This is a genomic window from Umezawaea beigongshangensis (assembly GCF_016464305.1).
Classification (GTDB): Bacteria; Actinomycetota; Actinomycetes; order Mycobacteriales; family Pseudonocardiaceae; genus Umezawaea_A; species Umezawaea_A beigongshangensis.
In genome coordinates this window covers 1-22,184 of the sequence record NZ_JAEIOJ010000025.1, presented here as the reverse complement: position 1 = coordinate 22,184, position 22,184 = coordinate 1, and the positions used below count along the sequence as shown (strand labels likewise).

25 protein-coding genes, 3 tRNA genes and 1 pseudogene are annotated in these 22,184 nt (G+C 73.3%); 13 read left to right on the top strand and 16 right to left on the bottom strand.

The genetic code is table 11. The features are described from left to right. Positions 1-76: pseudogene (locus tag IMZ35_RS32370) on the bottom strand (proton-conducting transporter transmembrane domain-containing protein); the annotation flags it as partial. A gap of 39 nt (positions 77-115) precedes the next feature. On the opposite strand from IMZ35_RS32370, the gene IMZ35_RS29910 reads away from it, so the two are divergent. After that, entirely contained in the window at positions 116-1,114 is a 999-nt protein-coding gene (locus IMZ35_RS29910) for a CHAT domain-containing protein (protein ID WP_438816921.1), read from the top strand. Here IMZ35_RS29910 and IMZ35_RS29905 read toward each other — a convergent pair. After that, positions 1,092-2,027 (bottom strand): S8 family peptidase, encoded by a 936-nt coding sequence (locus tag IMZ35_RS29905; RefSeq protein ID WP_229373657.1) that lies wholly within the window; start codon positions 2,025-2,027, stop codon positions 1,092-1,094. The genes IMZ35_RS29910 and IMZ35_RS29905 overlap by 23 nt on opposite strands. Positions 2,028-2,493: 466 nt before the next feature. Between IMZ35_RS29905 and IMZ35_RS29900 the strand changes: the two genes are divergently transcribed. Continuing rightward, on the top strand, positions 2,494-3,471 hold the full coding sequence (locus IMZ35_RS29900) for a hypothetical protein (RefSeq protein ID WP_199444572.1): 978 nt from the start codon (positions 2,494-2,496) through the stop codon (positions 3,469-3,471). A gap of 501 nt (positions 3,472-3,972) precedes the next feature. Here the strand turns inward: IMZ35_RS29900 and yczR are convergent. After that, on the bottom strand, positions 3,973-5,430 hold the full coding sequence (gene yczR / locus IMZ35_RS29895) for a MocR-like transcription factor YczR (RefSeq protein WP_199444571.1): 1,458 nt from the start codon (positions 5,428-5,430) through the stop codon (positions 3,973-3,975). A 53-nt stretch (positions 5,431-5,483) separates the two neighbouring features. Between yczR and yczE the strand changes: the two genes are divergently transcribed. After that, positions 5,484-6,137 carry a membrane protein YczE gene (gene yczE, locus IMZ35_RS29890; protein ID WP_438816920.1) on the top strand — a complete coding sequence of 218 codons (654 nt, stop codon included), beginning with the start codon at positions 5,484-5,486 and terminating at the stop codon, positions 6,135-6,137. On the opposite strand, the gene IMZ35_RS29885 is transcribed toward yczE, so the two are convergent. Together IMZ35_RS29885 and IMZ35_RS29880 are read right to left on the bottom strand one after the other, a co-directional pair. Next, on the bottom strand, positions 6,109-6,639 hold the full coding sequence (locus IMZ35_RS29885; protein ID WP_199444569.1) for a Clp protease N-terminal domain-containing protein: 531 nt from the start codon (positions 6,637-6,639) through the stop codon (positions 6,109-6,111). The genes yczE and IMZ35_RS29885 overlap by 29 nt on opposite strands. Further along, positions 6,639-6,848 (bottom strand): helix-turn-helix domain-containing protein, encoded by a 210-nt coding sequence (locus IMZ35_RS29880; RefSeq protein WP_199444568.1) that lies wholly within the window; start codon positions 6,846-6,848, stop codon positions 6,639-6,641. Before IMZ35_RS29880 ends, IMZ35_RS29885 begins: the two co-directional genes overlap by 1 nt. 63 nt (positions 6,849-6,911) lie before the next feature. Here IMZ35_RS29880 and IMZ35_RS29875 point away from each other — a divergent pair, with 63 nt between their 5' ends. Further along, positions 6,912-7,661 carry a protein phosphatase 2C domain-containing protein gene (locus IMZ35_RS29875; protein WP_199444567.1) on the top strand — a complete coding sequence of 250 codons (750 nt, stop codon included), beginning with the start codon at positions 6,912-6,914 and terminating at the stop codon, positions 7,659-7,661. On the opposite strand, the gene IMZ35_RS29870 is transcribed toward IMZ35_RS29875, so the two are convergent. The 6 genes from IMZ35_RS29870 to IMZ35_RS29845 all read right to left on the bottom strand — a co-directional run bounded on the left by IMZ35_RS29870 (position 7,658) and on the right by IMZ35_RS29845 (position 9,566). Beyond that, complete coding sequence (locus IMZ35_RS29870) at positions 7,658-7,810, bottom strand: hypothetical protein (RefSeq protein WP_199444566.1); 153 nt, start codon at positions 7,808-7,810, stop codon at positions 7,658-7,660. The genes IMZ35_RS29875 and IMZ35_RS29870 overlap by 4 nt on opposite strands. 138 nt (positions 7,811-7,948) lie before the next feature. Then, positions 7,949-8,025: transfer RNA gene (locus tag IMZ35_RS29865), tRNA-Phe, on the bottom strand. A 32-nt stretch (positions 8,026-8,057) separates the two neighbouring features. Then, positions 8,058-8,131 (bottom strand) — tRNA-Asp (locus tag IMZ35_RS29860). A gap of 29 nt (positions 8,132-8,160) precedes the next feature. Further along, positions 8,161-8,233, bottom strand: a tRNA-Glu gene (locus IMZ35_RS29855). A gap of 152 nt (positions 8,234-8,385) precedes the next feature. Then, the gene (locus tag IMZ35_RS29850) at positions 8,386-9,009 is read right to left on the bottom strand and encodes a ScbR family autoregulator-binding transcription factor (RefSeq protein WP_199444565.1); all 624 of its coding nucleotides are present in this window, start codon (positions 9,007-9,009) and stop codon (positions 8,386-8,388) included. Between the two features lie 314 nt (positions 9,010-9,323). Beyond that, complete coding sequence (locus IMZ35_RS29845) at positions 9,324-9,566, bottom strand: hypothetical protein (protein WP_199444564.1); 243 nt, start codon at positions 9,564-9,566, stop codon at positions 9,324-9,326. A 194-nt stretch (positions 9,567-9,760) separates the two neighbouring features. Between IMZ35_RS29845 and IMZ35_RS29840 the strand changes: the two genes are divergently transcribed. The 4 genes from IMZ35_RS29840 (at position 9,761) to IMZ35_RS29825 (ending at position 13,192) form a co-directional block, all read left to right on the top strand. Next, a complete protein-coding gene (locus IMZ35_RS29840; RefSeq protein WP_199444563.1) occupies positions 9,761-10,126 on the top strand; it encodes a RodZ family helix-turn-helix domain-containing protein in 366 nt (121 codons plus the stop codon). Positions 10,127-10,216: 90 nt separating this feature from the next. After that, positions 10,217-10,426: a heavy-metal-associated domain-containing protein gene (locus tag IMZ35_RS29835; RefSeq protein ID WP_199444562.1), complete on the top strand. Its 210-nt coding sequence runs from the start codon at positions 10,217-10,219 to the stop codon at positions 10,424-10,426. Positions 10,427-10,436: 10 nt separating this feature from the next. Continuing rightward, positions 10,437-12,683 carry a heavy metal translocating P-type ATPase gene (locus IMZ35_RS29830; protein WP_307869027.1) on the top strand — a complete coding sequence of 749 codons (2,247 nt, stop codon included), beginning with the start codon at positions 10,437-10,439 and terminating at the stop codon, positions 12,681-12,683. A 200-nt stretch (positions 12,684-12,883) separates the two neighbouring features. Then, a complete protein-coding gene (locus IMZ35_RS29825) occupies positions 12,884-13,192 on the top strand; it encodes a hypothetical protein (protein ID WP_199444561.1) in 309 nt (102 codons plus the stop codon). Between the two features lie 74 nt (positions 13,193-13,266). Here the strand turns inward: IMZ35_RS29825 and IMZ35_RS29820 are convergent, their stop codons facing one another. Together IMZ35_RS29820 and IMZ35_RS29815 are read right to left on the bottom strand one after the other, a co-directional pair. After that, positions 13,267-13,470 carry a cold-shock protein gene (locus IMZ35_RS29820; protein WP_199444560.1) on the bottom strand — a complete coding sequence of 68 codons (204 nt, stop codon included), beginning with the start codon at positions 13,468-13,470 and terminating at the stop codon, positions 13,267-13,269. Positions 13,471-13,701: 231 nt separating this feature from the next. Beyond that, entirely contained in the window at positions 13,702-14,532 is an 831-nt protein-coding gene (locus tag IMZ35_RS29815) for a glutamate ABC transporter substrate-binding protein (RefSeq protein WP_199444559.1), read from the bottom strand. Between the two features lie 673 nt (positions 14,533-15,205). Here IMZ35_RS29815 and IMZ35_RS29810 point away from each other — a divergent pair. Together IMZ35_RS29810 and IMZ35_RS29805 are read left to right on the top strand one after the other, a co-directional pair. Next, complete coding sequence (locus IMZ35_RS29810) at positions 15,206-15,616, top strand: PPOX class F420-dependent oxidoreductase (RefSeq protein ID WP_199444558.1); 411 nt, start codon at positions 15,206-15,208, stop codon at positions 15,614-15,616. A gap of 150 nt (positions 15,617-15,766) precedes the next feature. Continuing rightward, a complete protein-coding gene (locus IMZ35_RS29805) occupies positions 15,767-16,315 on the top strand; it encodes a hypothetical protein (RefSeq protein ID WP_199444557.1) in 549 nt (182 codons plus the stop codon). A gap of 18 nt (positions 16,316-16,333) precedes the next feature. On the opposite strand, the gene IMZ35_RS29800 is transcribed toward IMZ35_RS29805, so the two are convergent. Continuing rightward, complete coding sequence (locus tag IMZ35_RS29800) at positions 16,334-16,717, bottom strand: DUF2267 domain-containing protein (RefSeq protein ID WP_199444556.1); 384 nt, start codon at positions 16,715-16,717, stop codon at positions 16,334-16,336. Between the two features lie 234 nt (positions 16,718-16,951). On the opposite strand from IMZ35_RS29800, the gene IMZ35_RS31235 reads away from it, so the two are divergent. Beyond that, a complete protein-coding gene (locus tag IMZ35_RS31235; RefSeq protein ID WP_199444555.1) occupies positions 16,952-18,556 on the top strand; it encodes a cellulase family glycosylhydrolase in 1,605 nt (534 codons plus the stop codon). Between the two features lie 79 nt (positions 18,557-18,635). On the opposite strand, the gene IMZ35_RS29790 is transcribed toward IMZ35_RS31235, so the two are convergent. Then, entirely contained in the window at positions 18,636-19,235 is a 600-nt protein-coding gene (locus IMZ35_RS29790) for a DUF4232 domain-containing protein (protein ID WP_199444554.1), read from the bottom strand. 423 nt (positions 19,236-19,658) lie between these two features. Here IMZ35_RS29790 and IMZ35_RS29785 point away from each other — a divergent pair, with 423 nt between their 5' ends. Beyond that, on the top strand, positions 19,659-20,576 hold the full coding sequence (locus IMZ35_RS29785) for an SDR family oxidoreductase (protein ID WP_199444553.1): 918 nt from the start codon (positions 19,659-19,661) through the stop codon (positions 20,574-20,576). Here IMZ35_RS29785 and IMZ35_RS29780 read toward each other — a convergent pair. Beyond that, a complete protein-coding gene (locus tag IMZ35_RS29780) occupies positions 20,567-21,532 on the bottom strand; it encodes a helix-turn-helix transcriptional regulator (RefSeq protein ID WP_199444552.1) in 966 nt (321 codons plus the stop codon). The genes IMZ35_RS29785 and IMZ35_RS29780 overlap by 10 nt on opposite strands. Before the next feature lie 209 nt (positions 21,533-21,741). Here IMZ35_RS29780 and IMZ35_RS29775 point away from each other — a divergent pair, with 209 nt between their 5' ends. Further along, positions 21,742-22,095, top strand: a complete 354-nt coding sequence (locus tag IMZ35_RS29775) for a hypothetical protein (RefSeq protein WP_199444551.1) — start codon at positions 21,742-21,744, stop codon at positions 22,093-22,095. Positions 22,096-22,184 lie beyond the last annotated feature (89 nt).

Sequence of the window (22,184 nt, the reverse complement as noted above, 5' to 3'; positions counted from 1 at the left end):
TCGGGCCCGCCATGGCGTCCGGGAGCCACGCCTGGAGCGGGAACTGGCCGGACTTGCCGCACGCGCCGAGCAGGAGCTGCTCGCGCGGCCACCGCTGCTGCCACCCGGCGACCCGGTGCTGGCACGCGCGCTGACGGAGCTGCGGGTGGCGCGGGCGCGCGACCGGCCGACGCTGCGGCTGGAGGAGCGCGTGCGCCGCCTCGCCGCGGCCTCGCGCGCCGGAGACCCGCCGACGACGCTGGACGTGGCGGCCCTGCTGGACGCGCTGGGCGACCGGGCGCTCGTCGGCTTCACCGCGCACCGCGACCGGCTGCTCGTCACGACCGCCGTCGCGGGCCGGGTCCGCGCCCGGACGCTGGGCCCGGTGGACGCCGTCGCGCGGCGGGTGCGGGAGCTGCGGTTCGCGCTGTCGGTCGGCCGCTCCGCCCCGGCCGCGGCGGCCGGGCTGGACGAGGCCCTGTTCGGTCAGCTGCGCGCCGACACCGCCGACCGGGAACTGGTCGTGCTGCCGGACGGCCCGCTGCACGGGCTGCCGTGGTCGGCGCTGCCGTCCTGCCGCGGCCGGGCGGTGTCCGCGGCCCCGTCGGCGGCCCGCTGGCTGCGGGCGGCGCAGTCCCCGCCGAGCGGCACGGGCCACGCGTGGATCGCCGGTCCCGGCCTGGCGCACGCCGACCGCGAGACGGCCGTCCTGCGCGCGGCGCACGGCGGCACGCTGCTCACCGGGCGGGCCGCGACGGCGGACGCGGTGCTCGCCGCGATCGACGGCGTGGCCGTGGCGCACCTCGCCGTGCACGGGACCCACCGCGACGACCAGCCCCCGCTGTCGGCGCTCCGGGTGGCCGACGGGCCGCTGCACGGCTACGACCTGGCACGCCTGCGCCGCGCGCCCGGCCTGGTGGTGCTGTCCGCGTGCGACTCCGGCCTGGCGCCCGTGCTGCTGCGCGCGGGCGCGCGGACGGTCGTCGCGAGTCCGCTGCCCGTGCCCGACGACCGCGTGGTGGCCGTGATGACGGCCCTGCACGCCCGCCTGCGCGGCGGAGCGAGCCCGGCGGCCGCGCTCGCGGCGGCCCAGGAGGCCGACGACCTGGGCTTCACCTGCCACGGCGCGGGCTGAAGCGGCGCTCCGCCTCGCGCCGCGCCTCGGCCGCCGGGTGCCCGTCGTGGACCAGCGCGGCCACCTCGGCGGCGACGCGCGGGGCCGCGAAGGACGTGCCGCTCCAGCGCGCGAAGCCGTACTCCCTGCTCTCGGTGCCCGCGCCCGAGTCGCCGGCCGCCGGGCGCAGCAGCGGGAAGGCGCTCACCACGCCGGTCCCCTGCGCCCACGCGTCGACCCAGTCGCCGTGGTTGGAGAACGCCGCCGCCCGCGCGCCCACGGCCAGCACCTCCGGCAGCGCGGCGGGCCAGAACGGGCGGGACGTGCCGCCGTTGCCCGCCGCCGCGACGACGACCGCGCCGCTGCTGCGCCCGGCCTCGCGGCGCAGCACGGGCGGGCACGCGTCGCCGGCGGTGTGGCACCCGGAGGTGAGGACGACGACGTCGAGCCGCTCGCCGCGCTCGGCGGCGGTCCGGCGCACCCGGCGCAGCCCGGCGGCCACCGTCAGGTCGTCGGACAGTCCGGAGGAGGACAGCACGCGGTGGTGGCGCAGCACGACGCCCGGCGCGTGCCGCAGCAGCACACCGGCGACGAACGTGCCGTGCCCGGCCTGCCGGTCCTGCCCGTCGCGGCCGTCGCCGTCGAGCACCTCCGGCGAGTGCCCCCACTCGGCGAACCACGGGCGACCGGCGAACCACGGGTGCGGGTCGAGTCCCGTGTCGAGGACCGCGGCCGTCACCGGCGGGTCCCACCGCACCCGCGGCGGCGCGGTGATGGCGCTCGCCTCCTCCGGCGACACGCGGGTGGGGGTGCCGAACATGATCGGGCTGCCGACGTGCACGTGGTGGGGGGTCAGTCCGAGTCCGCACTCGGCGGCGATCCGCACGCACTGCTCGCGCTCCGCGGGACGCAATTGAATACGAATCAGTTCCATTTCTGCGGATTCGTCGATGCGATCTGTCCAGCGACGCACTTTGTCGCGAGCCATGTTCGCGTCATTCGAAATAACGACAAGTTCGCCCGAACGGACCAGACATTCCTCCGGACCACCCGGATCGTGCAGGACCAGGTCCGCCACACGACTACGCCAACCGTCCACCAACTGCGCCAACGAGGTGACGCTCTCACTCTCCGTCAGTTCCAGGTCCACGATGGACACGATGCCGCCAACGGAGAGTGTCCACACCGGACGCGCCTCGCCGCTCACCCGATGTGTTGAAATCGGGAATTCGTGCTTATCCTCTACTGCGGCGTCCCGGACGACCGCACGGAACCTCTCTTCCGAGTGGTTCGCGTTGGAACGGTGCGCCGAGGCCGCGTCCAGTGCTAGACATAGCAGATCGCTCGGTCTCGTCCAGGCTCGTGGCGTTGACGGTGACCCAGAACGGTGGTGATCTCCCGTGGCACGCTCAGGTGCGGTGCGCAGCACCGGGTCACCGCTGCGGGCCACCCTGCTGCGCGCGCTGGCCGTGGGCGCGCTCGCGCTCTCCGCGTGGCTGCTCGGCTCGGCCGTGGCCGCCGCCGACACCGCCGAGGAGCCGGGCGTCCCCGGCCGGGCGGTCGAGGAGGCGTTCCACCTCGTCGGCGAACTGCCCGCGGTCCTCGACGCGTCGTGGCCGGTCGTCGCGCCGTTCGCGCCGGAACCGCAGTCCGCCGCCGGGATCACCGCGTCCACGACCGCCGCGCTCGGCGTGTTCGGCGACGTCGCCGACATCGATCCCCCGGCCCCGCTGCCCGCACCGCCGCCCGCACCGCTGCCCGTACCGCCGCCCGCCCCCACGACCGCCGCCCCGCTCCCGGTGCGCGGCACGACGGCAGACGGCACGTCCGGCACGGCCGGTGAGATCGCCGGTCCGGTGTCCGCGTCGATCGTGCTCCTGCCCGGCGGCGTCTCCAGCAGCGTGGCGAGTTCGGGCTCTGCCTCCAACAGCGTTCCGGAACCCCCGCTCGCGGACCGCGCCGCCGAGAGCGGGGCACACCCGGCGGCCGAGCAGGTTCCGCAGGCAGCGCCCGCGGCGGACCCCCAGCCCGAGGCACGGCCGGCGACCACGGCCGACGACACCGCGCCGTGGTTCGCGGTGCCCGACCCGGCCCCGCTGCCGGTCGAGACCGTCCAGACCGCCGAGTCCGGTGACGTCGGCTGGACCAACCCCGCACCGGCGCAGCAGTCCCCCGGACCCGCCCCGCTCTCGGTGCCCACGGCGTCCTCCGCCGCGGCAGGCAGCCACCACGACAACTCCGGCGGCGCGCGTGGCGGGATCGCCGCCGTCGCACCGCAGTCGATCCTCGACCCGCCCGCGCTGTGGGCCGTCGAACGGCGGACCGACGCCCGGTCACCGGGCAGCACCCCCGGTCTGCCCAGCACGTCACCCGACTGACGCGGCACGCGTCCGTCCCGAGCACGCCGCGAAGACCCTCCGCGGTCCGCGCGCGCCGTCGTCCTCCACGCCACCGGCGGTCGCACACCGTCCCGCACCCGCACACGTGCACGGCTCCGGCCGTCGCACCCGCACCGCACAGGCTCCCCGACCTGCCGACCGCGCCCCGGCAGGTCGGGTCGGGTCCGGTCTCGGCGCGGCACTGCCCCGCCGCGTCGAGACCGACCCACCACCCCTCGCACGTCCCGACCTGCCGACCGCGCCCCAGCAGGTCGGGTCCGGCCTCCGCGCGGCACTGCCCCGCCGCGCGAAGGCCGACGGAAACCTGCGGCGGGGGTCGTCCGCCCCCGGACGGCCCCGCCGCAGGTCCGCGGGAACTGCCGCGCCACCGGTGCCCCGGCCCATCGAGGGGCTGCGCCGGGCGTGCCGACGCGGCAGGCGCCGGACGACCCCGCTCCCGACGTGGTGGACGGGACCGTCCGGCGTGCCACGGCCTCCCGGTCAGGCCACCGGCACGGTCACCTCGCCCTCGCCGACGAGTCCGCACCCGGCGACCGAGGCGGCGACCAGCCCGAGCCGCCGCGCCGCCTCCCGCAGGACGTCCAGCGGTTGCGCGTAGGGCAACCGCAGCCGCCGTTCGAAACCACCGTGCGCGCCGAAGCGCGAACCGGGAGCGAGCCGGACGCCGTGGTTCTGCGCGGCGACCGCGATCCGCGTGCTCACCGGCGCGTCCAGCTCGACCCAGAGGAACAGCCCACCGGCCGGGAGCCGGAACCGCCACCGCGGGCAGTGCTCCCGCAGCGCCTCCGCCAGCACGTCGCGGTGCTCGGCCAGGTCCGCCCTCCGCGCGCGCAGCGCGTCGTCCGGTCCGGCCAGCAGTTCGGCGAGCACGAGCTGCTCGAACACCGCGGAGCCCAGGTCGATCGCCGAGCGGGTGGCCACGAAGCGCTGCACGAGGTCGGCGCTCGCCCTGATCCACCCCACCCGCAGACCGCCCCAGTGCGACTTGCTGGCCGACCCGATCGACACCACCAGCTCGTCGGCGAAGGCCGCCACGGGTGGTGGCCCGTCGAGCGGGTCGCCCTCCAGGTCCAGCTCCACCATCGTCTCGTCGACGATCGCGGGGGTGCGGGTGCGGCGCAGCAGGTGGGCCAGCTGCTCGCGGCCGTCCGCGTCGAGCCGGTGCGCGGTGGGGTTCTGGAAGTCCGGGACGAGGTAGGCCACCCGCGGCGCGGCCTGGCGCAGCGCGGCGCCGACGCCGACGAGGTCCCACCCCTGCTCGGTCATCGCCACGGGCACCGGCACGGCCGACCCGGCCCGGACCGCCTCCAGCGCGTTCGGGTAGCTCGGCTGCTCGACGAGCACGCGGTCGCCGGGACCGGTGAACATCCGCAGGGCGAGGGCCAGCGCGTGCTGCGCCCCGCTGGTGACGAGGATCTGCTCCGGTCCGGTGGGCAGGCCGCGCGCCGTGTAGCGGTCGGCGATGCGCGCGCGCAGTTCCGGCACGCCCTGGTCGTGGTAGCCGTGCCCGGCCAGGTGCTCCGCCACGCGCAGCCGCACGGCGTCCATCGCGGTGAGCAGGCCGGGGATGGCGGGGGACGCCGCGCGGGCGAGGTCGATCTCGTCGCGCGCGGCGACCCCGTCCGGCACGACCGCGACCGGGCCGGACGGCAGGCCGATCCACGAACCCGCGCCCCGGCGGCTCGCCACCAGCCCCTCCGCGCGGAGCTGGTCGAGCGCCGCGGTGATCATCGTGCGGCTGACCGCCAGCGCCTCGGACATCTCCCGCTCGGCGGGGAGCCGGGTGCCGACGGCCAGCCGCCCGTCCAGCACGAACATCCGGATCGCGGCGGCGAGGTCGGCCGAACCCCGCCGTGTGCCGCGGCGTCGCCACTCGCCCAGCAGCTCGGCCAGTCGGCGACCGGATATGCGTCCACCCAGTGGGACCGGAGCAGTCATGTGGCCAATTCTCGCGCATTGGCCACAGACGAGACGACCACTCACCGCTCAGGATGGGCCACATGTCATTGACCGCGCTCCACTCCGTGCCCGTCTCCGTCGCCCCCGCTCGCCGCCTCGTCCAGCTCGCGATCGGGCTGTGGCTCTACGGGGCGAGCATGGCGATGCAGATCAGGGCGAGCCTCGGACTGGACCCGTGGGACGTGCTGCACGAGGGCCTGACCAAGCGCACCGGACTGAGCTTCGGCACGATCACGATCATCGTCGGCGCCCTCGTGCTGCTGTGCTGGATCCCGCTGCGGCAGCGCCCCGGCGTGGGCACGATCAGCAACGTGGTCGTCATCGGCGTCGCGGTCGACGTCACCCTGGCGGTGCTGCCCGCGCCGTCCGGCCTCCCCCTGCGCGCCGCCCTGCTGGCCGCGGGCATCGTGCTGAACGCCCTCGCCGCCGCGATCTACCTCGGCGCGCGACTCGGTCCGGGGCCGCGCGACGGCCTGACCACGGGTTTCTGCGCCCGGACCGGCACGTCGCTGCGCCTGGTCCGCACGGTCGTCGAAGTGCTGGTCCTGGCGTCCGGCTGGCTGCTCGGCGGAACCATCGGCATCGGCACCGTGCTGTACGCGCTGACCATCGGACCGCTCACCCAGGCGTTCCTGCCGCGGCTCACCTGGACCGGCGTCACGACGCCGCCGCGACCCGCCGTCTGACCGCGGCGTAGTCCACGCCGCGGGTCCGCAGCACCTCGGGGACGACGCCGTCACCCGCGAGCAGCGCGAGCAGCAGGTGCTCGTCCCCGAGGCCCCGGTGGCCGAAGTCCCTGGCCTCGCGGAGGCTGCGCACCAGGATCTCCCTGGCCGCCGCGTGGAAGGGGACGTGGCCACCGGCGAACCTCCGCCGCCGCGGACCGCGCCGCCGGGCCAGCACGCCCTCGCCGTGGGAGCGCTCGACGCTCGCCACGACCGCGTCGACGTCGATGCCGAGCCCGCGCAGCGCGTCCGCGTCGGCCCCGGTCAGCCCGCCCTTGCGACGAGCCTCGCGGAAGTCGTGCTCGATCTCCTCGCGCGAGAGCGCGTACTCGGCGAGCACCGGCGACGCGAGCAGCGCGAGCAGCAGGTGCGGTGGCTCGACGGCCTCCGCGTGCTCCCGCTCGGCCTCCTGGACGGCTCTCACCACCGCGGCGTGCGCCGACTTCGTGAACCTCTCCATCATCACCGGCCTCCGTGCTTCTTGTGGACGGCCTGCCGGGTGACCCCCAGCTCGGCCGCGATCTCCTGCCAGGACCAGCCCGCCGTGCGCGCGTTGCGCACCTGGACCGCCTCCAGCTGTTCGAGCAGCCGGCGCAACGCGCTGACCGCCTTCAGGCCGACCCTCGGATCGCGGTCTCCCGCGGCCGAGGCCAGCTGCGTCGCTTCCGTCATGCGTCAACTATGGTTGACAGAGCGCGGCCTGTCAACCCAGGTTGACGATTATCCTGTCGGGCGATGCCGAAGATCGAGAGTGCGGAACGGCCGGGCGTCGGCCTGGACGGCGTGCCACGCCCGACCGAGGACCGGATCGTGGTGCTGCCGAACGCGGTGCTGCTGCTGGACGGCGCGACATCGCCCGTGCCCGTCGAGCGCGACGGCGGCTGGTACTCCGCGGTCCTGGCCGAGGCGCTCGCGGCGGTGGTCACCGCGCGCCCCCACGACGACCTGGCCGACCTGCTGGCCGCGGCCGTGACCGACCTCGTGCACCGCTACGGCCTGGTGCCGGGCGACTCGCCGTCGAGCACGGTGGCGATGCTGCGCTGGAGCGGCACGACCGTCGACGCCCTGGTGCTGGCGGACAGCCCGGTCGTGGCGTTCGGCCCGGCCGGCGTGGACGTCGTGGCGGACACCAGGCTCGCCGAGCTGCGCGGCACGGTCCCGAGGGTGACGGACCGGCGCAACCGCGAGGGCGGATTCTGGGTCGCCGAGGCCCTGCCCGCCGCGGCGCACCGGGCGGTCGTGCGCAGCTGGCCCCGCGCCGAGGTGGACTCGGTGCTGATGGCGACGGACGGCGTGTCGTGCGGGGTGGACGACTACGGCCTGTTCACCTGGCAGGAGGTGCTGGACCTGGCGGAGTCCACCGGCCCGGAGGGCGTGCTGGACGCGGTCCGCGAGGCGGAGCTGTCCGACCCGGACCGCACCCGCTGGCGACGCCACAAGGTCCACGACGACCAGGCGCTCGCGGTGATCCGCTTCGCGGATTAGGCGCGGTGGGCCGCGACCGTCGTCTTCAGCTCGACCAGAGTGAGCCAGGGCTTGCCGCGGTGGACCATGCGGTGGCGGTTGGCGCACAGCACCGCGAGGTCTCCGAGGCGGGTGCGAGTGGGACCGGAGTCGTGCTCGGCGAGTGGCACGAACCGCAGGTTAGTGCTCGATGTGATTAAGGTCGCGCAAATTTGGCCGTTGGTCCAAACGCGATCGGCGAGGTAGCTCACAAAGGACGCGCACAGCACAAGACCCCCGAGAACATCTCGGGGGTCTTGTGCGAAGAGTGGTGGCCAGGGGCGGGGTCGAACCGCCGACCTACCGCTTTTCAGGCGGTCGCTCGTACCAACTGAGCTACCTGGCCATTCAGCGGACGGCCTCAGCCGAACGCTATTGCGACCCAGACGGGACTCGAACCCGCGACCTTCGCCGTGACAGGGCGACGCGCTAACCAACTGCGCCACTGGGCCTTGCTCTACTGCTGTACTACTCTACTACGTGCCCCCAACGGGATTCGAACCCGCGCTGCCGCCTTGAAAGGGCGGAGTCCTAGGCCGCTAGACGATGGGGACTCGGTCCGTCAGCAGCCCTGGCGGGCCACTCTCTTCCCAGGCCCTCCAACCGCTGTCCGTTGGAAGCATCGAAAGCATATGACATGACTGCCCGATCTACCAAAACGGGGGTGGCATTTAGGGTCTGACCTGCGAATACTTCCTCCTGCGGGTCACGGTTCGAGGTCCGTGATCAGCTGCGGGCCCCACTCCGGAGCGGCCACGCCGAGGAGCAGGCAGCTCCAGACCTCTCGAACGCGCTGGGAGAAGTCGGCGCACCCGCTCGCGGACGTGGAGATGAGCCGGGCGCCGAACAGGGACGCGCACAGGACCCGTGCCGCGGCGTCCGGGTCGGCGCCGGGACGCAACTGCCCCTCGTCGCGGGCCAGCGACAGGATCTCGCTCATCGCCCGCTCCCACCTGAGGTGGACGTTCGCCAGGCCGAGGAACTCCAGACCGCGATCGGCGGCCAGGCGGACGCCGGCGCGGAGCCGCACGTCGACGCTCAGCCGGGAGACGACCTCGTCGACCAGGCCGACCAGGGTGCGCAGCGGGTCGAGCCCGCGTGCGCGCCACGCCGCCAGCAGGCGCGGCCACTCCTCCTCCTGCTGCCGCACGATGGCGAGCGCGAGCGCCTCCTTCGACTCGAAGTGGAAGTAGAAGGCGCCCTTGGTGAGACCGCTGCGCCGGAGGATCGCGCTCAGCGGCACGGCGTCGTACCCGAGGCGGTCGAACTCCGCCGCCGCGACGCGCAGGATCGTCTCGCGAGTCATCAGTGCGCGGTACTGCTGCGCCATCACGGCTCCAGCTCGTCATCGCTCGGAGGTGCGCTTCCCGACCACGGCGGATCAAGATCAAATTACTCCGAGATCCGATCGGGTGCACAGCAGTGTCCCCGTCGGAGGCGTGACGTGCACGTTGCCGCAAAAGAGACCGTTCGGTATGTTTTCTGGCGAGCCACGTCCGAGACGCGCTCCCGGGGGGTGCGCGTCTCGGCCGGGCCGCACCGGGACGCCGACGACGATCAGTCCGGTACCCGCACGTGCTTCCCGCTACAGCGGGACGAAGCCACCGCTCGCGACTCCGCCTCCTTCCGGCGGGACGTGCCCGGTCACCGCTGCACCGGCGGGACCCCGCCGTCCTCTCCCGGCGACAGCCCGAGCATGTCGAGCAGCAACCGGCAGTCCTCCGCACCGTGCGCGCCCCGCGCGACCGCGAGGCGTGCCCGGTGGACCTGCGCCTCGGAGATCCGCGAGGGTTCTCCGCTGCGCTGGGCAGGCACGCTCGGACCCTGCTTGCTCACCGTGTCGTCCTGTGTCCACAGGAACTTCCGCACTTCTAGGGACCCGCTCATGACGCCTCCCCGACTTGAGGTTCGGCGCGAGGCTAAGCGACCTGGGACGACACCCGCAGCCTCCCAGAGAGTGATTCGCGAACGACGGAGCGTTACTTTCCGTGTGCGCACCATCCGCTGGACGTGCGGCGTGGTGTGCTGGGACGCCGACCGGAGGGACCCGGCCGGGCAACACCGACGAACGGGGTGCAGACGTGACCGACGCCGAACCGGACCCGACGCGGACCGAGCCGCCCCGGACGGAGCCGTCACAGGCCGAGCCGTCGCAGGCCGAGCCGTCACAGGCCGAGCCGTCACAGGCCGAGCCGCCGCGCCCACCGAGCGTCGAGGACGTCCTGCGGGCCGCGACGCAGGCGGCGGCTCAGTTCGGCGTCCCGCCGGAGGCCATCGCGCGGGGCATGGCCGCCGCGTCGTCCGGCTCGCTGGAGGCGGACCTCGACGCGCTGATGAGCGACCGCCTGGACAAGCTCGACGAGATGCTGGCCGGACTCGACCAGCTCGTGCAGAAGATCGAGGGCGACATCGCCGGGTACGAGAAGCGCGTCGACCCTCCACAGTAGACTGGGGGTGACCCGCCGAGCCGGGGAGCCTTGCCCGGCAGTTACCCCCTGGGGGTATATTGGCCGGGTCGTCGAGAGGAACGGGGCACCATGTCCGTCAGCACCACGTACACCGTCACCGGCATGACCTGCCAGCACTGCATCAGCTCGGTGACCGAGGAGCTCACCGAGCTCGACGGCGTCACCGGCGTGGCCGTCGAGCTGGACTCCGGCGCGGTCACCGTCACCAGCGAGCGCGAGCTGGACCGAGCCGAGGTCGCGTCCGCCGTGACCGAGGCCGGGTACCAGCTCGCCGGCTGAGGGTTCCCCGGTGACGGCCACCGGACACGACGCCTCGGAGCGCGTCGAGCTGGCCATCAGCGGCATGACCTGCGCCTCCTGCGCCAACCGGATCGAGCGCAAGCTCAACAAGCTCGACGGCGTGACCGCGTCGGTCAACTACGCCACCGAGAAGGCGTCCGTCCGCTTCCCCGCCGGGACGGCGGTCGGCGACCTGGTCTCCGTCGTGCGCGCGGCCGGGTACGACGCCGCCCCGCCCCGGCCGGAGTCGGCCGGGGCGGACGTGCCCGAGGACGCGGAGACCGAGCAGCTGCGGCTGCGGGTGGTCGTCGCCGCCGCGCTGGGCGTCCCGGTGGTCGTGCTGTCGATGGTCCCGGCGCTCCAGTACCCGACCTGGCAGTGGCTCGCGCTGGCGCTGTCCAGCGTCGTGGTGTGGGTCTGCGGCTGGCCGATCCACCGGGCCGCCGCGGTGAACCTGCGGCACGGCAGCAGCACGATGGACACCCTGGTCTCGATGGGTGTGCTCGTCGCCTACCTGTGGTCGGTCTGGGCGCTGGTGTTCGGCGAGGCGGGCGCGGTCGGGATGCGCCACGAGTTCAGCGTCGTGCCGCGGCAGTCCACCACCGGTGACGTCTACCTGGAGGTCGCCGTCGGCGTGACGGTGTTCCTCCTGCTGGGCCGCTGGCTGGAGGCGCGGTCGAAGCGCCGCGCCGGGGCCGCGCTGCGGGCGCTGCTCGCGCTGGGCGCGAAGGACGTGGCCGTGCTGCGGGACGGGCGCGAGGAGCGCGTCCCGGTCGAGCGGCTGCGGGTCGGGGACCCGTTCGTGGTCCGTCCGGGTGAGCGGATCGCCGCGGACGGCCGGGTCGACGAGGGCACGTCGGCCGTGGACCGGTCCGTCGTGACCGGCGAGTCGGTGCCCGAGGAGGTCGGGCCGGGCGATGCGGTGGTCGGCGGCACGGTGAACGTCGGCGGGCGGCTCGTGGTCGTCGCGACCGGTGTCGGCGCCGACACGCAGCTCTCCAGGATGGCCGCGCTCGTCGAGCGGGCGCAGGAGGGCAAGGCGGAGGTGCAGCGGCTCGCCGACCGGATCTCGGCGGTGTTCGTGCCGGTCGTCGTCGTCCTCGCGGCCCTCACGCTGGGCGGCTGGCTGCTCGCCGGACGCTCGCTGGAGTTCGCCGTGATCGCGGCCGTCGCGGTGCTCGTCATCGCCTGCCCGTGCGCGCTGGGCCTCGCCACGCCCACGGCGCTGCTGGTGGGCACGGGCCGCGGCGCGCAGCTGGGCGTCCTGGTGAAGGGCCCGGAGGTGCTGGAGTCCACCCGGCGGATCGACACGGTCGTGCTCGACAAGACCGGCACGGTGACCGAGGGCCGGATGCGGCTGGTCGACGTGGTCCTCGCCGACGGTGTGCGGCGGGTGGACCTGCTGCGGGCCGCCGGAGCCGTGGAGAACGCCTCGGAGCACCCGATCGCCTCGGCGATCGTGCGCGGTGCCGGGGCCGAGGTGGGCGAGCTGCCCGCCGTGTCCGACTTCGCCAGCACCGAGGGGCTGGGCGTGTCCGGGCTCGTGGACGGACGTGCGGTGCTCGTCGGCCGCCCCCGGCTGCTCGGGCAGCGGGGCGTGGAACTGCCGCCACGGCTCGCCGACGCCGTGGGCGAGGCCGAGCGGGCGGGGCGGACCGTCGTGGCCGTGTCGCTCGACGGGGTGGCGAGCGGGCTGCTGGCCGTGGCCGACGCGGTGCGGCCGAGCAGTGCCGCCGCGGTGCGCCGGTTGCGCGAGCTGGGGCTGCACCCGGTGCTGCTGACCGGTGACAACGCCACCGTGGCCCGCGCGGTCGCCGCGGAGGTGGGCATCGACGCGGAGGACGTGATCGCCGGGGTGCTGCCGACGGAGAAGGTCGACGCGGTTCGGCGGTTGCAGGAGCGCGGCCGGGTCGTGGCGGTGGTCGGCGACGGCGTGAACGACGCTCCCGCGCTGGCGGCGGCCGACCTCGGCATCGCGATGGGCACGGGCGCGGACGTGGCGATCGAGGCCGGGGACCTGACGCTCGTGCGGGGCGACCTGGTCGCCGCCGTGGACGCGATCCGGCTCGCGCGGCGGACGCTGGCCATCATCAGGGGCAACCTGTTCTGGGCGTTCGCGTACAACGTCGCGGGTCTGCCGCTGGCCGCGGCGGGGCTGCTGAACCCCGTGCTGGCGGGGGCGGCGATGGCGTTCTCCAGCGTCTTCGTGGTGTCCAACAGCTTGCGCCTGCGCTCCTTCCGCCCCACGAACGGCTGAAGATTTCGGCGCTACCCACTCCCCTGACCCGCGTGCGCGTGCAACAATCCGATTCGCTGACACACCCCCGGTCAGCGCCTGTGGAGATCCCCTCCGGCCCCCGTGCTCCTCCCCCTGGCGCGGGGGCCTCTCCACGCCTCCGGCCTGTGACCGGCATCACGAGTTGTGCCGTACCGCAATCTGTTCGTTATCGTGGCGCCGTGCCTCTCCCATCTCTAGGCAGATCGAAGTCCGGCCGTCATCGTCCGCTCGCCCCCGAGGGTGAGGGTCTGGTTCCCGACGACGAGCTGACGTCGTACCTGGCGGCGCTCGCCCCGGAGACCGACGTGGAGACCACCGGCTCCGGCCGCAGCTTCGGCAACGCTCAGGTGTACCAGCTGCGGTTGCAGCTCATGGCCAACGAGCAGCTCAAGGAGCTCGCGCAGGAGCGTCAGACGTCCCCGCAGGCGCTGGCCACCGAGTGGGTCATGCAGCGCCTGGAGTGGGAAGCCCGTCAGCGCGGCTACTAGCGGCGCGGCGAAGACCTTCCAGAACGGCGACGAGCCCCCACCCGGCGCGGGTGGGGGCTCGTCGTACGCCTGGATCAGACGGGGCGGACGTTCTGGGCCTGCGGCCCCTTGGTGCCCTGGCCGACCTCGAACTCCACCCGCTGGTTCTCCTCCAGGGAGCGGAAGCCCTGACCCTGGATCTCCGAGTAGTGCACGAAGACGTCAGCGCCACCGTTGTCCTGGGCGATGAAGCCGAAGCCCTTTTCGGAGTTGAACCACTTGACAGTGCCCTGTGCCATGTATCTGCCTCCATCGCAGGAAAGCTTGAGGCTGCACCGTGCAACCCCCGGCCGTCCCCGGGCGATTCCCCGCCGACCACGACGGAGAAGAGAACACGCCCGCGTGTTGTTCCGCGAGCGTGTGAAGCACGAACACAGAAACACCGGCCTGCACGGCAAGCGTAACGCGAACCACAGTCCAGCACTACTGTCCGAACGCACCTGCGTGGGTAACGAGACGGTCCCGCGCCGTCACTGCTCGGTGATCTGCGGCGGGTCGGGGATCTTGTAGTCGGACTCGCCGATGTTGTCGAGCAGAGCCTGCTGCCACGCACCCGTGCTGATCATCTTCTGGATGGCCGCGGCGGCCTTCGCGCGTCCCTCGTCGTCGCCCTTGGGCAGGCCGACGCCGTAGCGCTCGGTCGTGAACGGATCGCCGACGAGCTTGAGCAGCTCGGGGTTCTCCTGCACGTAGCCCGCGAGGATCACCTGGTCCGTGGTGACGGCGTCGACGTTGCCCGCCAGCAGCGCGGTCACGCAGTCGGAGTACTGGCCGTACTCGACGAGCCGCACGTTCTGCTGGAAGTCGTCGAGGATCTTCTGCGCCGAGGTGGAGCCGGACACCGAGCACAGCCTCTTGCCGTCGAGGTCCTCCGGCCCGGCGATCGAGCTCTCGATGAAGCGCACGAGCAGGCCCTGGCCGGTCTCGAAGTACGGGCCGGCGAAGGTCACCTGCTCCTTGCGCTTGTCGGTGATCGAGTAGGAGGCGACGACGAAGTCCACCTCCCCGTTCTCCAGGAACTTCTCCCGGTCGGCGGAGCGGGACTCCTTCCAGGTGATGCCGTTCTCCTGCACGCCCAGTTCCTTCGCGACGTACTTGGCGACGTCGACGTCGAAGCCGACCACCTTGCCGTCGACGCGGCGCTGTCCCATGCCCGGCTGGTCGTAGCGGATGCCGACGGTCAGCTTCCCGTCTTCCGCGCTGCCCACCAGGGTGTTCTCGTCGTTCCCACCGCATCCGGCGGCGACCAGTGCCAGTGCCGCCGTCGCCGCCGCGGCGCGAAGTGCGCGTCGGAACGCCATCGCGTGTTCCCTTCCGTCCTCTGCGTGCGCGCCGCGGGTTCGGACGCGCTGGTGCCGCCCGGCGCAGGACCGGGCGGCTGGTGTGGGAGGCGGGCCCCGTGGCAGGACGCCACCTCCGGGCGGGGGACGGCGTCGTCGCCGATCCGGGTGGGTGAGAGTGCGCCGAACGCCCTCCTTCACCCGTTGGTGATGCTACGCACGGTCATCGGCCGTGCGCTGCGACAAATGGCGCAGCTTCACCGGGAACCCCGGCGGTGTTCACGTGGCACCAGCCGCGCGGCAGATCGCTCCGGCGCGGCACGGCCGCAGGTCCGAGGCGGAGCACGGCGCGGTTCACGTGTCCGGCGGGCACCGCCCGGCGGATCGGCGGCGGCACGAGCAGCGCGGTGGTCCGGACCGCGCGGAGCGCGGGTCGCCACCCGGTCGGAGCAGGGACGGCAACCGTGCGTCCGCGCCGCCCCGGTCCGGCGGCGGCGAACAGGCGAGATCGCCGATCACCCGTTCGCAGGTGCCGGGGCCGAGGCGCAGCGCCCCGCGATCCGCACGGCCGGGTCGGCGCGCAGCTGCCAGGTCACCGATCGCGGTCCGGACGGTCCGGGGCCCGCGCCGGTCCGTGTCCGCGTCGTCGTGCGATCTCCCCCCGCGGCAGCGGTGGTGGCTCCATGATGGGGGCATGGACCTGGACCAGGCACGAGAGATCGTCCGGACGCAGCACCGCGCCGTGCTCGCCGCGACGCGCGCGGACGGCACACCGCAGATGTCACCGGTGCTGGCCGCCGTGGACGACGAGGGGCGCGTCCTGATCAGCACCAGGGAGACGGCCTACAAGGTGCGCCAGCTGCGCCGCGACCCGCGGGTGTGGCTGTGCGTGCTGCCCGACCAGTTCTTCGGCCGCTGGATCCAGGTCGACGGCACCGCCGAGGTCGTGCCGCTGCCGGACGCGATGGACGGTCTCGTCGACTACTACCGGCAGATCTCCGGCGAGCACGAGAACTGGGAGGACTACCGGGCGGCGATGCGCACCGAACAGCGGGTCCTGATCAGGGTCGCGCTGCACGCCGCCGGCCCCGACCGCACGGGCTGATCCGGGTGGCGCAGCGCGAGCTCCTCGGGTGTGCCCGAACGGACCGACCTGCCGCGACAACCGGCTCAACGGGTAACGAGTGAGCGGACCGGACCGATTCCACGTGACACCTCGGGTCGAACCACCACGCGGGAGTCGGGTGCCCTTCCCATGAGCAGTGGCAGACGTCGTGTCCTCGTCGGCCTGGCCCTCGGCCTGGCCACGGGGGCCGTTGCGGTCACGATCGCGCTGCACACCGGGACACGTCCGGTGGAGGCACGCCGGGTCGACCGGCCGCCCGTGTCGGCTCCGGCGCTGAGCGCCACCCACACCACGAGCGTCGTGGGCGTCGGAGTTCCGCAGCAGGAACCGGAGCAGGAGCCGGGGCCGGCGACCTCGTCCGTGCCCGCTCCGGCCCGGTCGCCGGTCACCGCAGAGCCGGTCACGACGCCGGTGACCACGACCACCGGCCCGACGACCGGGGAGGCCGCGCTCTCCCCCCCGGCCTCGCAGGTCCCCCCGACCACGTCGCCGAGTTCGCCGAGCACGTCGCTCCCGGCGGACGACCCGACCTCCGGACGCCCGTCACCGCCGTGGTTCCCCCCGCTGCCCGGCCCGCCGTGGCACGACCACTGTTCGCTGCTGCACCTGGAGCTGAGCAGCGGCCGGTACGACCAGGACGGGCGCGACCTCCGGCTGCTGCGGATCTGCCTCGGCTGACCGGCCGGGCGACGGGACTCAGGTCTCGTCGGGCGGCGTGATCAGCTCGCGGATGTCGCCGGGCAGCTGGGACACCGCCTGGTCGAACGCGTCGGCGCCCATGCCGTCGCGCAGCGTCGCCAGCAGCGCGCGCAGCCCGGCCGTGGTCTCCTCCGCGGTCAGCCCGGTGTGCTGGGAGACCCGGCCGACGAACTCCTCGCGACCGAACTTCTCCACGGCGGGCGAGCCGGTGCGGAGTCCCTCGGCCAGCGGTTCCGGCAGGCGGTCGGCGAGGTCGCGGGCGGCACCGCCGCTGAGCCGGGCCGCCAGCGCCGCCGCGGTGGACCGGGTCAGGTCGGCAGCCTCCTCGCGGGACAGGCCCGCGCGCTCGGCGACCGTTGCGAAGAGCTGCCTGGCTTCCACGTCGCGCTCCTTCTCGTCGCCCGTTCCGTCCGACTATGCGGCACCACCAGCTGAGCCGCTAGTCGGCACTGCTGCGCCGTTCGCGTGCAGGACGACACCGGGGCTTTACACGTCGTTTCAACGTCGTTACTTTCGGACCACCGTGCTGGGAGCGCTCCCAGAACTCTGCGCGGACGTCCCACCGGACGTCGTCTCACTGCCGCCGGACCCAGAAGGCACGACCTGAGGTAGGCCATGAGAACTCGATCAGCACTCGTCGCGATCGGCGCCCTGCTCCTGTCGCTGTTCACCGCCCCGCACGCGCACGCCGCCACCGGCTTCACCGTCAGCGACGGGCGCCTGCTCGACGCGAACGGCGACGACTTCGTCATGAGGGGCGTCAACCACGCGCACACCTGGTACCCGACGCAGACCAGCTCGTTCGCGAACGTCAAGGCGCTCGGCGCGAACACCGTCCGCGTCGTGCTCGCCACCGGCAAGCAGTGGACGAAGAACGACACCGCCGACGTGGCGAACGTCGTGTCCCTGTGCAAGCAGAACCGGCTGATCTGCGTGCTGGAGGCGCACGACACCACCGGCTACGGCGAGCAGAGCGCCGCGGCCAGCCTGTCCGAGGCCGCCGACTACTGGCTCAGCGTGAAGAGCGCGCTGATCGGCCAGGAGAAGTACGTGATCGTGAACATCGGCAACGAGCCCTTCGGCAACACGGGCTACGCGGCCTGGGCGTCGGACACCTCGGCCGCCATCGCGAAGCTCCGGGGCGGCGGCCTCACCCACACGATCGTGGTGGACGCTCCGAACTGGGGCCAGGACTGGACGTTCACCATGCGCGACAACGCGCCCGCGGTCTTCGCGAGCGACCCGCAGCGCAACACGATGTTCTCGATCCACATGTACGGCGTGTTCGACACGGCGGCGGAGGTCACCGCGTACCTCGACAGCTTCGTCTCCCGCGGACTGCCGATCCTGGTCGGCGAGTTCGGCCACGACCACTCCGACGGCAACCCCGACGAGGACGCGATCCTCGCCGCCGCGCAGTCGCTGCGCCTGGGCTACCTCGGCTGGTCGTGGAGCGGCAACGGCGGCGGCGTCGAGTACCTCGACATGACGACGAACTTCGGCGCCACCAGCCTGACCCCGTGGGGCCAGCGGATCGTCAACGGCGTCAACGGCATCCGGGCGACCTCGCGCGAGGCCTCCGTCTACAGCGGCGGGACGAACGACACCACCGCGCCCACCGCGCCGGGCACGCCCACCGCGTCCTCGGTGACGTCGAGCGGAGTCGTGCTGTCCTGGGCCGCGTCCACCGACGCGGTCGGCGTGACGGGCTACGACGTGGTCCGGATCAGCGGGAGCACCGAGACCCCGGTCACCTCGTCGGGCACCGGCTCGGCGTCGGTGACGGGACTGTCCGCGTCCACCACGTACGTCTTCGCGGTCTACGCCCGCGACGCGGCGGGCAACCGCTCCGCCCGGTCGGGGACCACCTCGGTGACCACGTCGGCGAACAGCGGAACGGGCGCGTGCACCGTGACCTACACCGTCTCCGGCCAGTGGCAGGGCGGTTTCCAGGGCGGCGTGTCGATCGGCAACACCGGCTCGTCGCCGGTGAACGGCTGGACCCTGCGCTGGTCGTTCCCCAGCGGCCAGACCATCACCAGCATCTGGGGCGGCACGGCCAGCGGCAGCGGCGCCGAGGTGACCGTCACCAACGCCCCGTACACGGCGACCATCCCGGCCGGCGGCTCCACGTCGTTCGGCTTCACCGCGGCTCACGGCGGCACCAACACCGCGCCGACCGCGTTCACCCTCAACGGCTCGGCCTGCTCGGTGGGCTGACGCGAGCCGGGGACGACCGGACGGCGCACCCCGTCCGGTCGTTCCCTCCTTCTCCCCCTGGCGCGGTCGCGTGGTGTCCTCAGCCGACGGGGCCGACGAAGGTGGCGGGGCGCGTGGCGTCCTTCTGCAGGTGCACCGGACCGTGGGTCCAGTTGAACTCGGTCGTGGAGGTGGTGTTGGGCGGCGTCACCAGCACCGTGGAGACGTGCCAGCCGGTGGCGTTGTCGGCCGACGACGTGGTCAGGGCCGCGCTGGTCCCGCCGCCGGGGGCCAGGGTCACCGACTCGACCTCCTCGCTGCTGCGGCGCAGGTCCCACGTGGTGCCGTCCGCGCTGCGGAGCTGCACGCCGGGGAAGCCCCGCAGCACGCAGGCCCTGGCGCCCTGGTTGACGAAGACGAGCTGAACGCGCATCTGACTGCCGCCCGACGACGGCGTGGTGCTGCCGAGGGACGCCTTCACGTTCGTGCAAGCCGCTCCGTTCCCGCCCCCGCTGGTCAGCGCGTCCGGCTCCTGACCGCCGCTCACGGCCTCCCGGCCACCGGTCACGGCCTCCTGGGCGTCCGTGCCGGACGAGGCGTTCTCGGTCTGTCCGTCCGAACAGGCCGACAGTGCGCCGACCGCGGCCAGCGCCACGACCGCAGCGGCACTCCGACGAATCCAGTTGCTGTTCGCGCTCATCGTGACGATTCCCCTCGTGTGCACTTCCACGTCTCACCCTCTGCACCGGTGAAGATGTGTCAACCACCGGAAGGATGCGCACGAGTGAACCAGCTCACGGCGGAACAACCGGACGTCCGCCACGCCGTCGCACAACATCTTCGCTGGTGAGGAGCTTGCCGAGATGCGATCGAGCGAGAACGACGCGAATGGTTGCACGTGTGGACAGTCCGAACAGGAATGCGAATCGGTAGTGCCGCACACCCCGAGTCGATTCCCGGATCAGCGGTACCGCACACCCGGCCGGAGGGAAGAGAATGCGAGCACAGCCCCTTCGCGCGCGGGCACGTCGTCCCCCCGGCTCGCGCCGGGCGGCGAAAACGGCCGAATTCGGGCGGGAAACCATGCCACGACCTGACGGGGTTCACCGGAATCGTGGTCGGCATGAGTGAAGACCTGAGTGGCAAGGTGGCGCTGGTGGCCGGGGGAACCCGGGGGGCGAGCAGGGCCATCGCGGTGGAGCTGGGCCGCAGCGGTGCGACGGTGTACGTGACGGGACGCAGCTCGGGGAACCAGCGGTCCGAGGTGGACCGCGCCGAGACGATCGAGGGCACCGTCGAGCTGATCACCGAAGCGGGCGGCACCGGCATCGCCGTGCGGGTCGACCACCTCGACCCCGACCAGGTGCGCGAGCTGGCCACGCGCATCGACGGCGAGCACGGGCGGCTCGACCTGCTGGTCGACGGGCTCTGGGGCGGTGACAACCACCTCGGGTGGGGCCAGCCGGTGTGGGAGCACTCGCTGGAGGCGAGCCTGCGGATGATCCGGCTCGGCATCGACGCCCACATCATCACCAGCCACCACCTGCTGCCGCTGGTGATCCGCGAGCCCGGCGGCCTCGTGGTGGAGATGACCGACGGCACCGCCGAGTACAACGCGAAGTTCCGGGTGGGCACGTCGCTGGCGTTCTACGTCGCCAAGACCGCCGGGCACCACCTCGCCATCGCGCAGGCCCACGAGCTGAAGGACCACGGGTGCACCGCCGTGGCGCTGACGCCGGGCTGGCTGCGCTCGGAGACCATGCTCGACGTGTACGGCGTCACCGAGGAGAACTGGCGCGACGCCACGAGCCAGGAGCCGCACTTCTGCGTCTCGGAGTCACCGACCTTCGTGGGACGCACCCTCGTCGCGCTGGCGGCCGACCCCGACCGGGAGCGCTTCTCCGGGCAGACCCTGAGCACCGGGCAGCTCGCGAAGATCTACGAGGTCGACGACGTCGACGGGAGCAGGCCCGACGCGTGGCGCTACCTCACGGAGGTGGTGGACGCCGGCAAGCCGGCCGACGCCACCGGTTACCGGTGACGGTCGGCCATCCGCCGTGCGGCGTCCGCGAACGCGGCCCGCACGGCGGGTGGCTCGACGACCTCGACCTCCACGCCGAGTCCGAGCAGCTGCCCCGCCGCGATCTCCGGCTCCTCCAGCGGCAGGTCGACCTCGGTCCAGCCGTCCGGTCCCGGCGGCCCGGCCTGCTCCAGCGCGGCCACCGCGAGATCGGCGTCGACGACCCGCGGCAGGGCACGCGCACCGGCCGGGCTCAGCCGCACCCGCACCCGCGCGCGCTGCAACGACCGCTCGAACTGCGCCGACGACCGCTCCCACCAGCTCACGAGGTCGAAGCCGGCCGGTCGCTCGAAGCGCTCGTCCAGCAGTTCGACGGCCTCGATCCGGCCGACCCGGTAGGTGCGCGCACCGTCGCCGATGCCCGCGACCAGGTACCAGACCCCCGCCTTGAGCACGAGCCCCAGCGGGTCCAGCACCCGCTCGACCAGGCCGTCCCCGCGGCGGTAGGAGACCAGCGTCCGCCGCTGCTCCCACACCGCGCGGGCGACCGCCGCCAGGTGCCCGGCTTCGTCCTCCCGGCGGAACCAGCCCGGCGCGTCGAGGTGGAACCGCTGCGCGAGGTGCTGAGCCTGCTCGCGCAGAGCGGCCGGGAGGGTCGCCGAGACCTTGGCGTGCGCCGCCGACACCGCCGTGCCGAGCCCGAGCTCGGCGAGCGCCCGCGGCACCCCCATGGCGAAGATCGCGACGGCCTCCCGCGAGGTGAGCCCGTCCAGCCTGCTCCGCCACCCGTCGACCAGCCGCACACCCCCGTGCCGCCCCGGCTCCGTCCACAGCGGCACACCGGTGTCCCGCAGCGCGGCGACGTCGCGGTGCATGGTCCGCTCGGACACGCCGAGCGCCTCGGCCAGCTCGGCGATCGTGGCGCTGCGCCGACTCTGCAGGGTGAACAGCAGGGCCACCAACCGTTCCGCGCGCACCCGACGATCATGCCCGGTGCGACTTTCGGGACGTGATCTGACCTGTAGCGGGCCTGGCGTCCTCCCGCACGAGCACGGACGTCCGACCGTTCCGCATCGAGATCCCCCGGCCGATCCGCACTCCAGGCCGACCGAGTTCGTTCGTCGGGTTCACCCGCCTGATCGGCCTGCTCACCAGCGCGGACTCCGCAGGGCCGTTCCCCGTGGTGGTGCTCCCGATCCCGGGTTTCGGGTTCTCCGCGCCGCAGCCCTCCGCCTGCGGACGGCACGACTCCCCGGTCGCGGCACCGGCCTGGACGACGCAGATAGTCCACGAGTTCAACGCCACCGGCAGGCCGCTGGAACAGGTGATCGACCGCGACCTGTTCCCGACCGACCCGAGCGTGCACTGGTTCACCGGCACGTTCGGCTCGTCGGCGTGGCCGCACCACGACAGCACCGGGTCCGGCTGGTCCGAGGGGCACAAGGCCGTTCGGGCCTGCGCGTTACTTCGGCGAACTCCGCTGAGGGAACGGCTTCCGCTCCCCGTCCCGCGCCCGGCCGGGCGCGGGGACGAGGGGTGAACTGCAATGACCGTGGTGGGCCGCCGGGGGATCGAACCCCGAACCCGCGGATTAAAAGACAGTTCCTTTCCGTGTTGGTGTGTGCTAAG

Bases quoted from the DNA above. Each gene is read 5' to 3' on its own strand.
- IMZ35_RS29905 (WP_229373657.1), bottom strand. From the start codon at position 2,027: ATGGAACTGATTCGTATTCAATTGCGTCCCGCGGAGCGCGAGCAGTGC.
- yczR (WP_199444571.1), bottom strand. From the start codon at position 5,430: ATGACTGCTCCGGTCCCACTGGGTGGACGCATATCCGGTCGCCGACTG.
- yczE (WP_438816920.1), top strand. From the start codon at position 5,484: ATGGGCCACATGTCATTGACCGCGCTCCACTCCGTGCCCGTCTCCGTC.
- IMZ35_RS29885 (WP_199444569.1), bottom strand. From the start codon at position 6,639: ATGATGGAGAGGTTCACGAAGTCGGCGCACGCCGCGGTGGTGAGAGCC.
- IMZ35_RS29880 (WP_199444568.1), bottom strand. From the start codon at position 6,848: ATGACGGAAGCGACGCAGCTGGCCTCGGCCGCGGGAGACCGCGATCCG.
- IMZ35_RS29875 (WP_199444567.1), top strand. From the start codon at position 6,912: ATGCCGAAGATCGAGAGTGCGGAACGGCCGGGCGTCGGCCTGGACGGC.
- IMZ35_RS29850 (WP_199444565.1), bottom strand. From the start codon at position 9,009: ATGGCGCAGCAGTACCGCGCACTGATGACTCGCGAGACGATCCTGCGC.
- IMZ35_RS29845 (WP_199444564.1), bottom strand. From the start codon at position 9,566: ATGAGCGGGTCCCTAGAAGTGCGGAAGTTCCTGTGGACACAGGACGAC.
- IMZ35_RS29835 (WP_199444562.1), top strand. From the start codon at position 10,217: ATGTCCGTCAGCACCACGTACACCGTCACCGGCATGACCTGCCAGCAC.
- IMZ35_RS29820 (WP_199444560.1), bottom strand. From the start codon at position 13,470: ATGGCACAGGGCACTGTCAAGTGGTTCAACTCCGAAAAGGGCTTCGGC.
- IMZ35_RS29815 (WP_199444559.1), bottom strand. From the start codon at position 14,532: ATGGCGTTCCGACGCGCACTTCGCGCCGCGGCGGCGACGGCGGCACTG.
- IMZ35_RS29810 (WP_199444558.1), top strand. From the start codon at position 15,206: ATGGACCTGGACCAGGCACGAGAGATCGTCCGGACGCAGCACCGCGCC.
- IMZ35_RS29805 (WP_199444557.1), top strand. From the start codon at position 15,767: ATGAGCAGTGGCAGACGTCGTGTCCTCGTCGGCCTGGCCCTCGGCCTG.
- IMZ35_RS31235 (WP_199444555.1), top strand. From the start codon at position 16,952: ATGAGAACTCGATCAGCACTCGTCGCGATCGGCGCCCTGCTCCTGTCG.
- IMZ35_RS29790 (WP_199444554.1), bottom strand. From the start codon at position 19,235: ATGAGCGCGAACAGCAACTGGATTCGTCGGAGTGCCGCTGCGGTCGTG.
- IMZ35_RS29785 (WP_199444553.1), top strand. From the start codon at position 19,659: ATGAGTGAAGACCTGAGTGGCAAGGTGGCGCTGGTGGCCGGGGGAACC.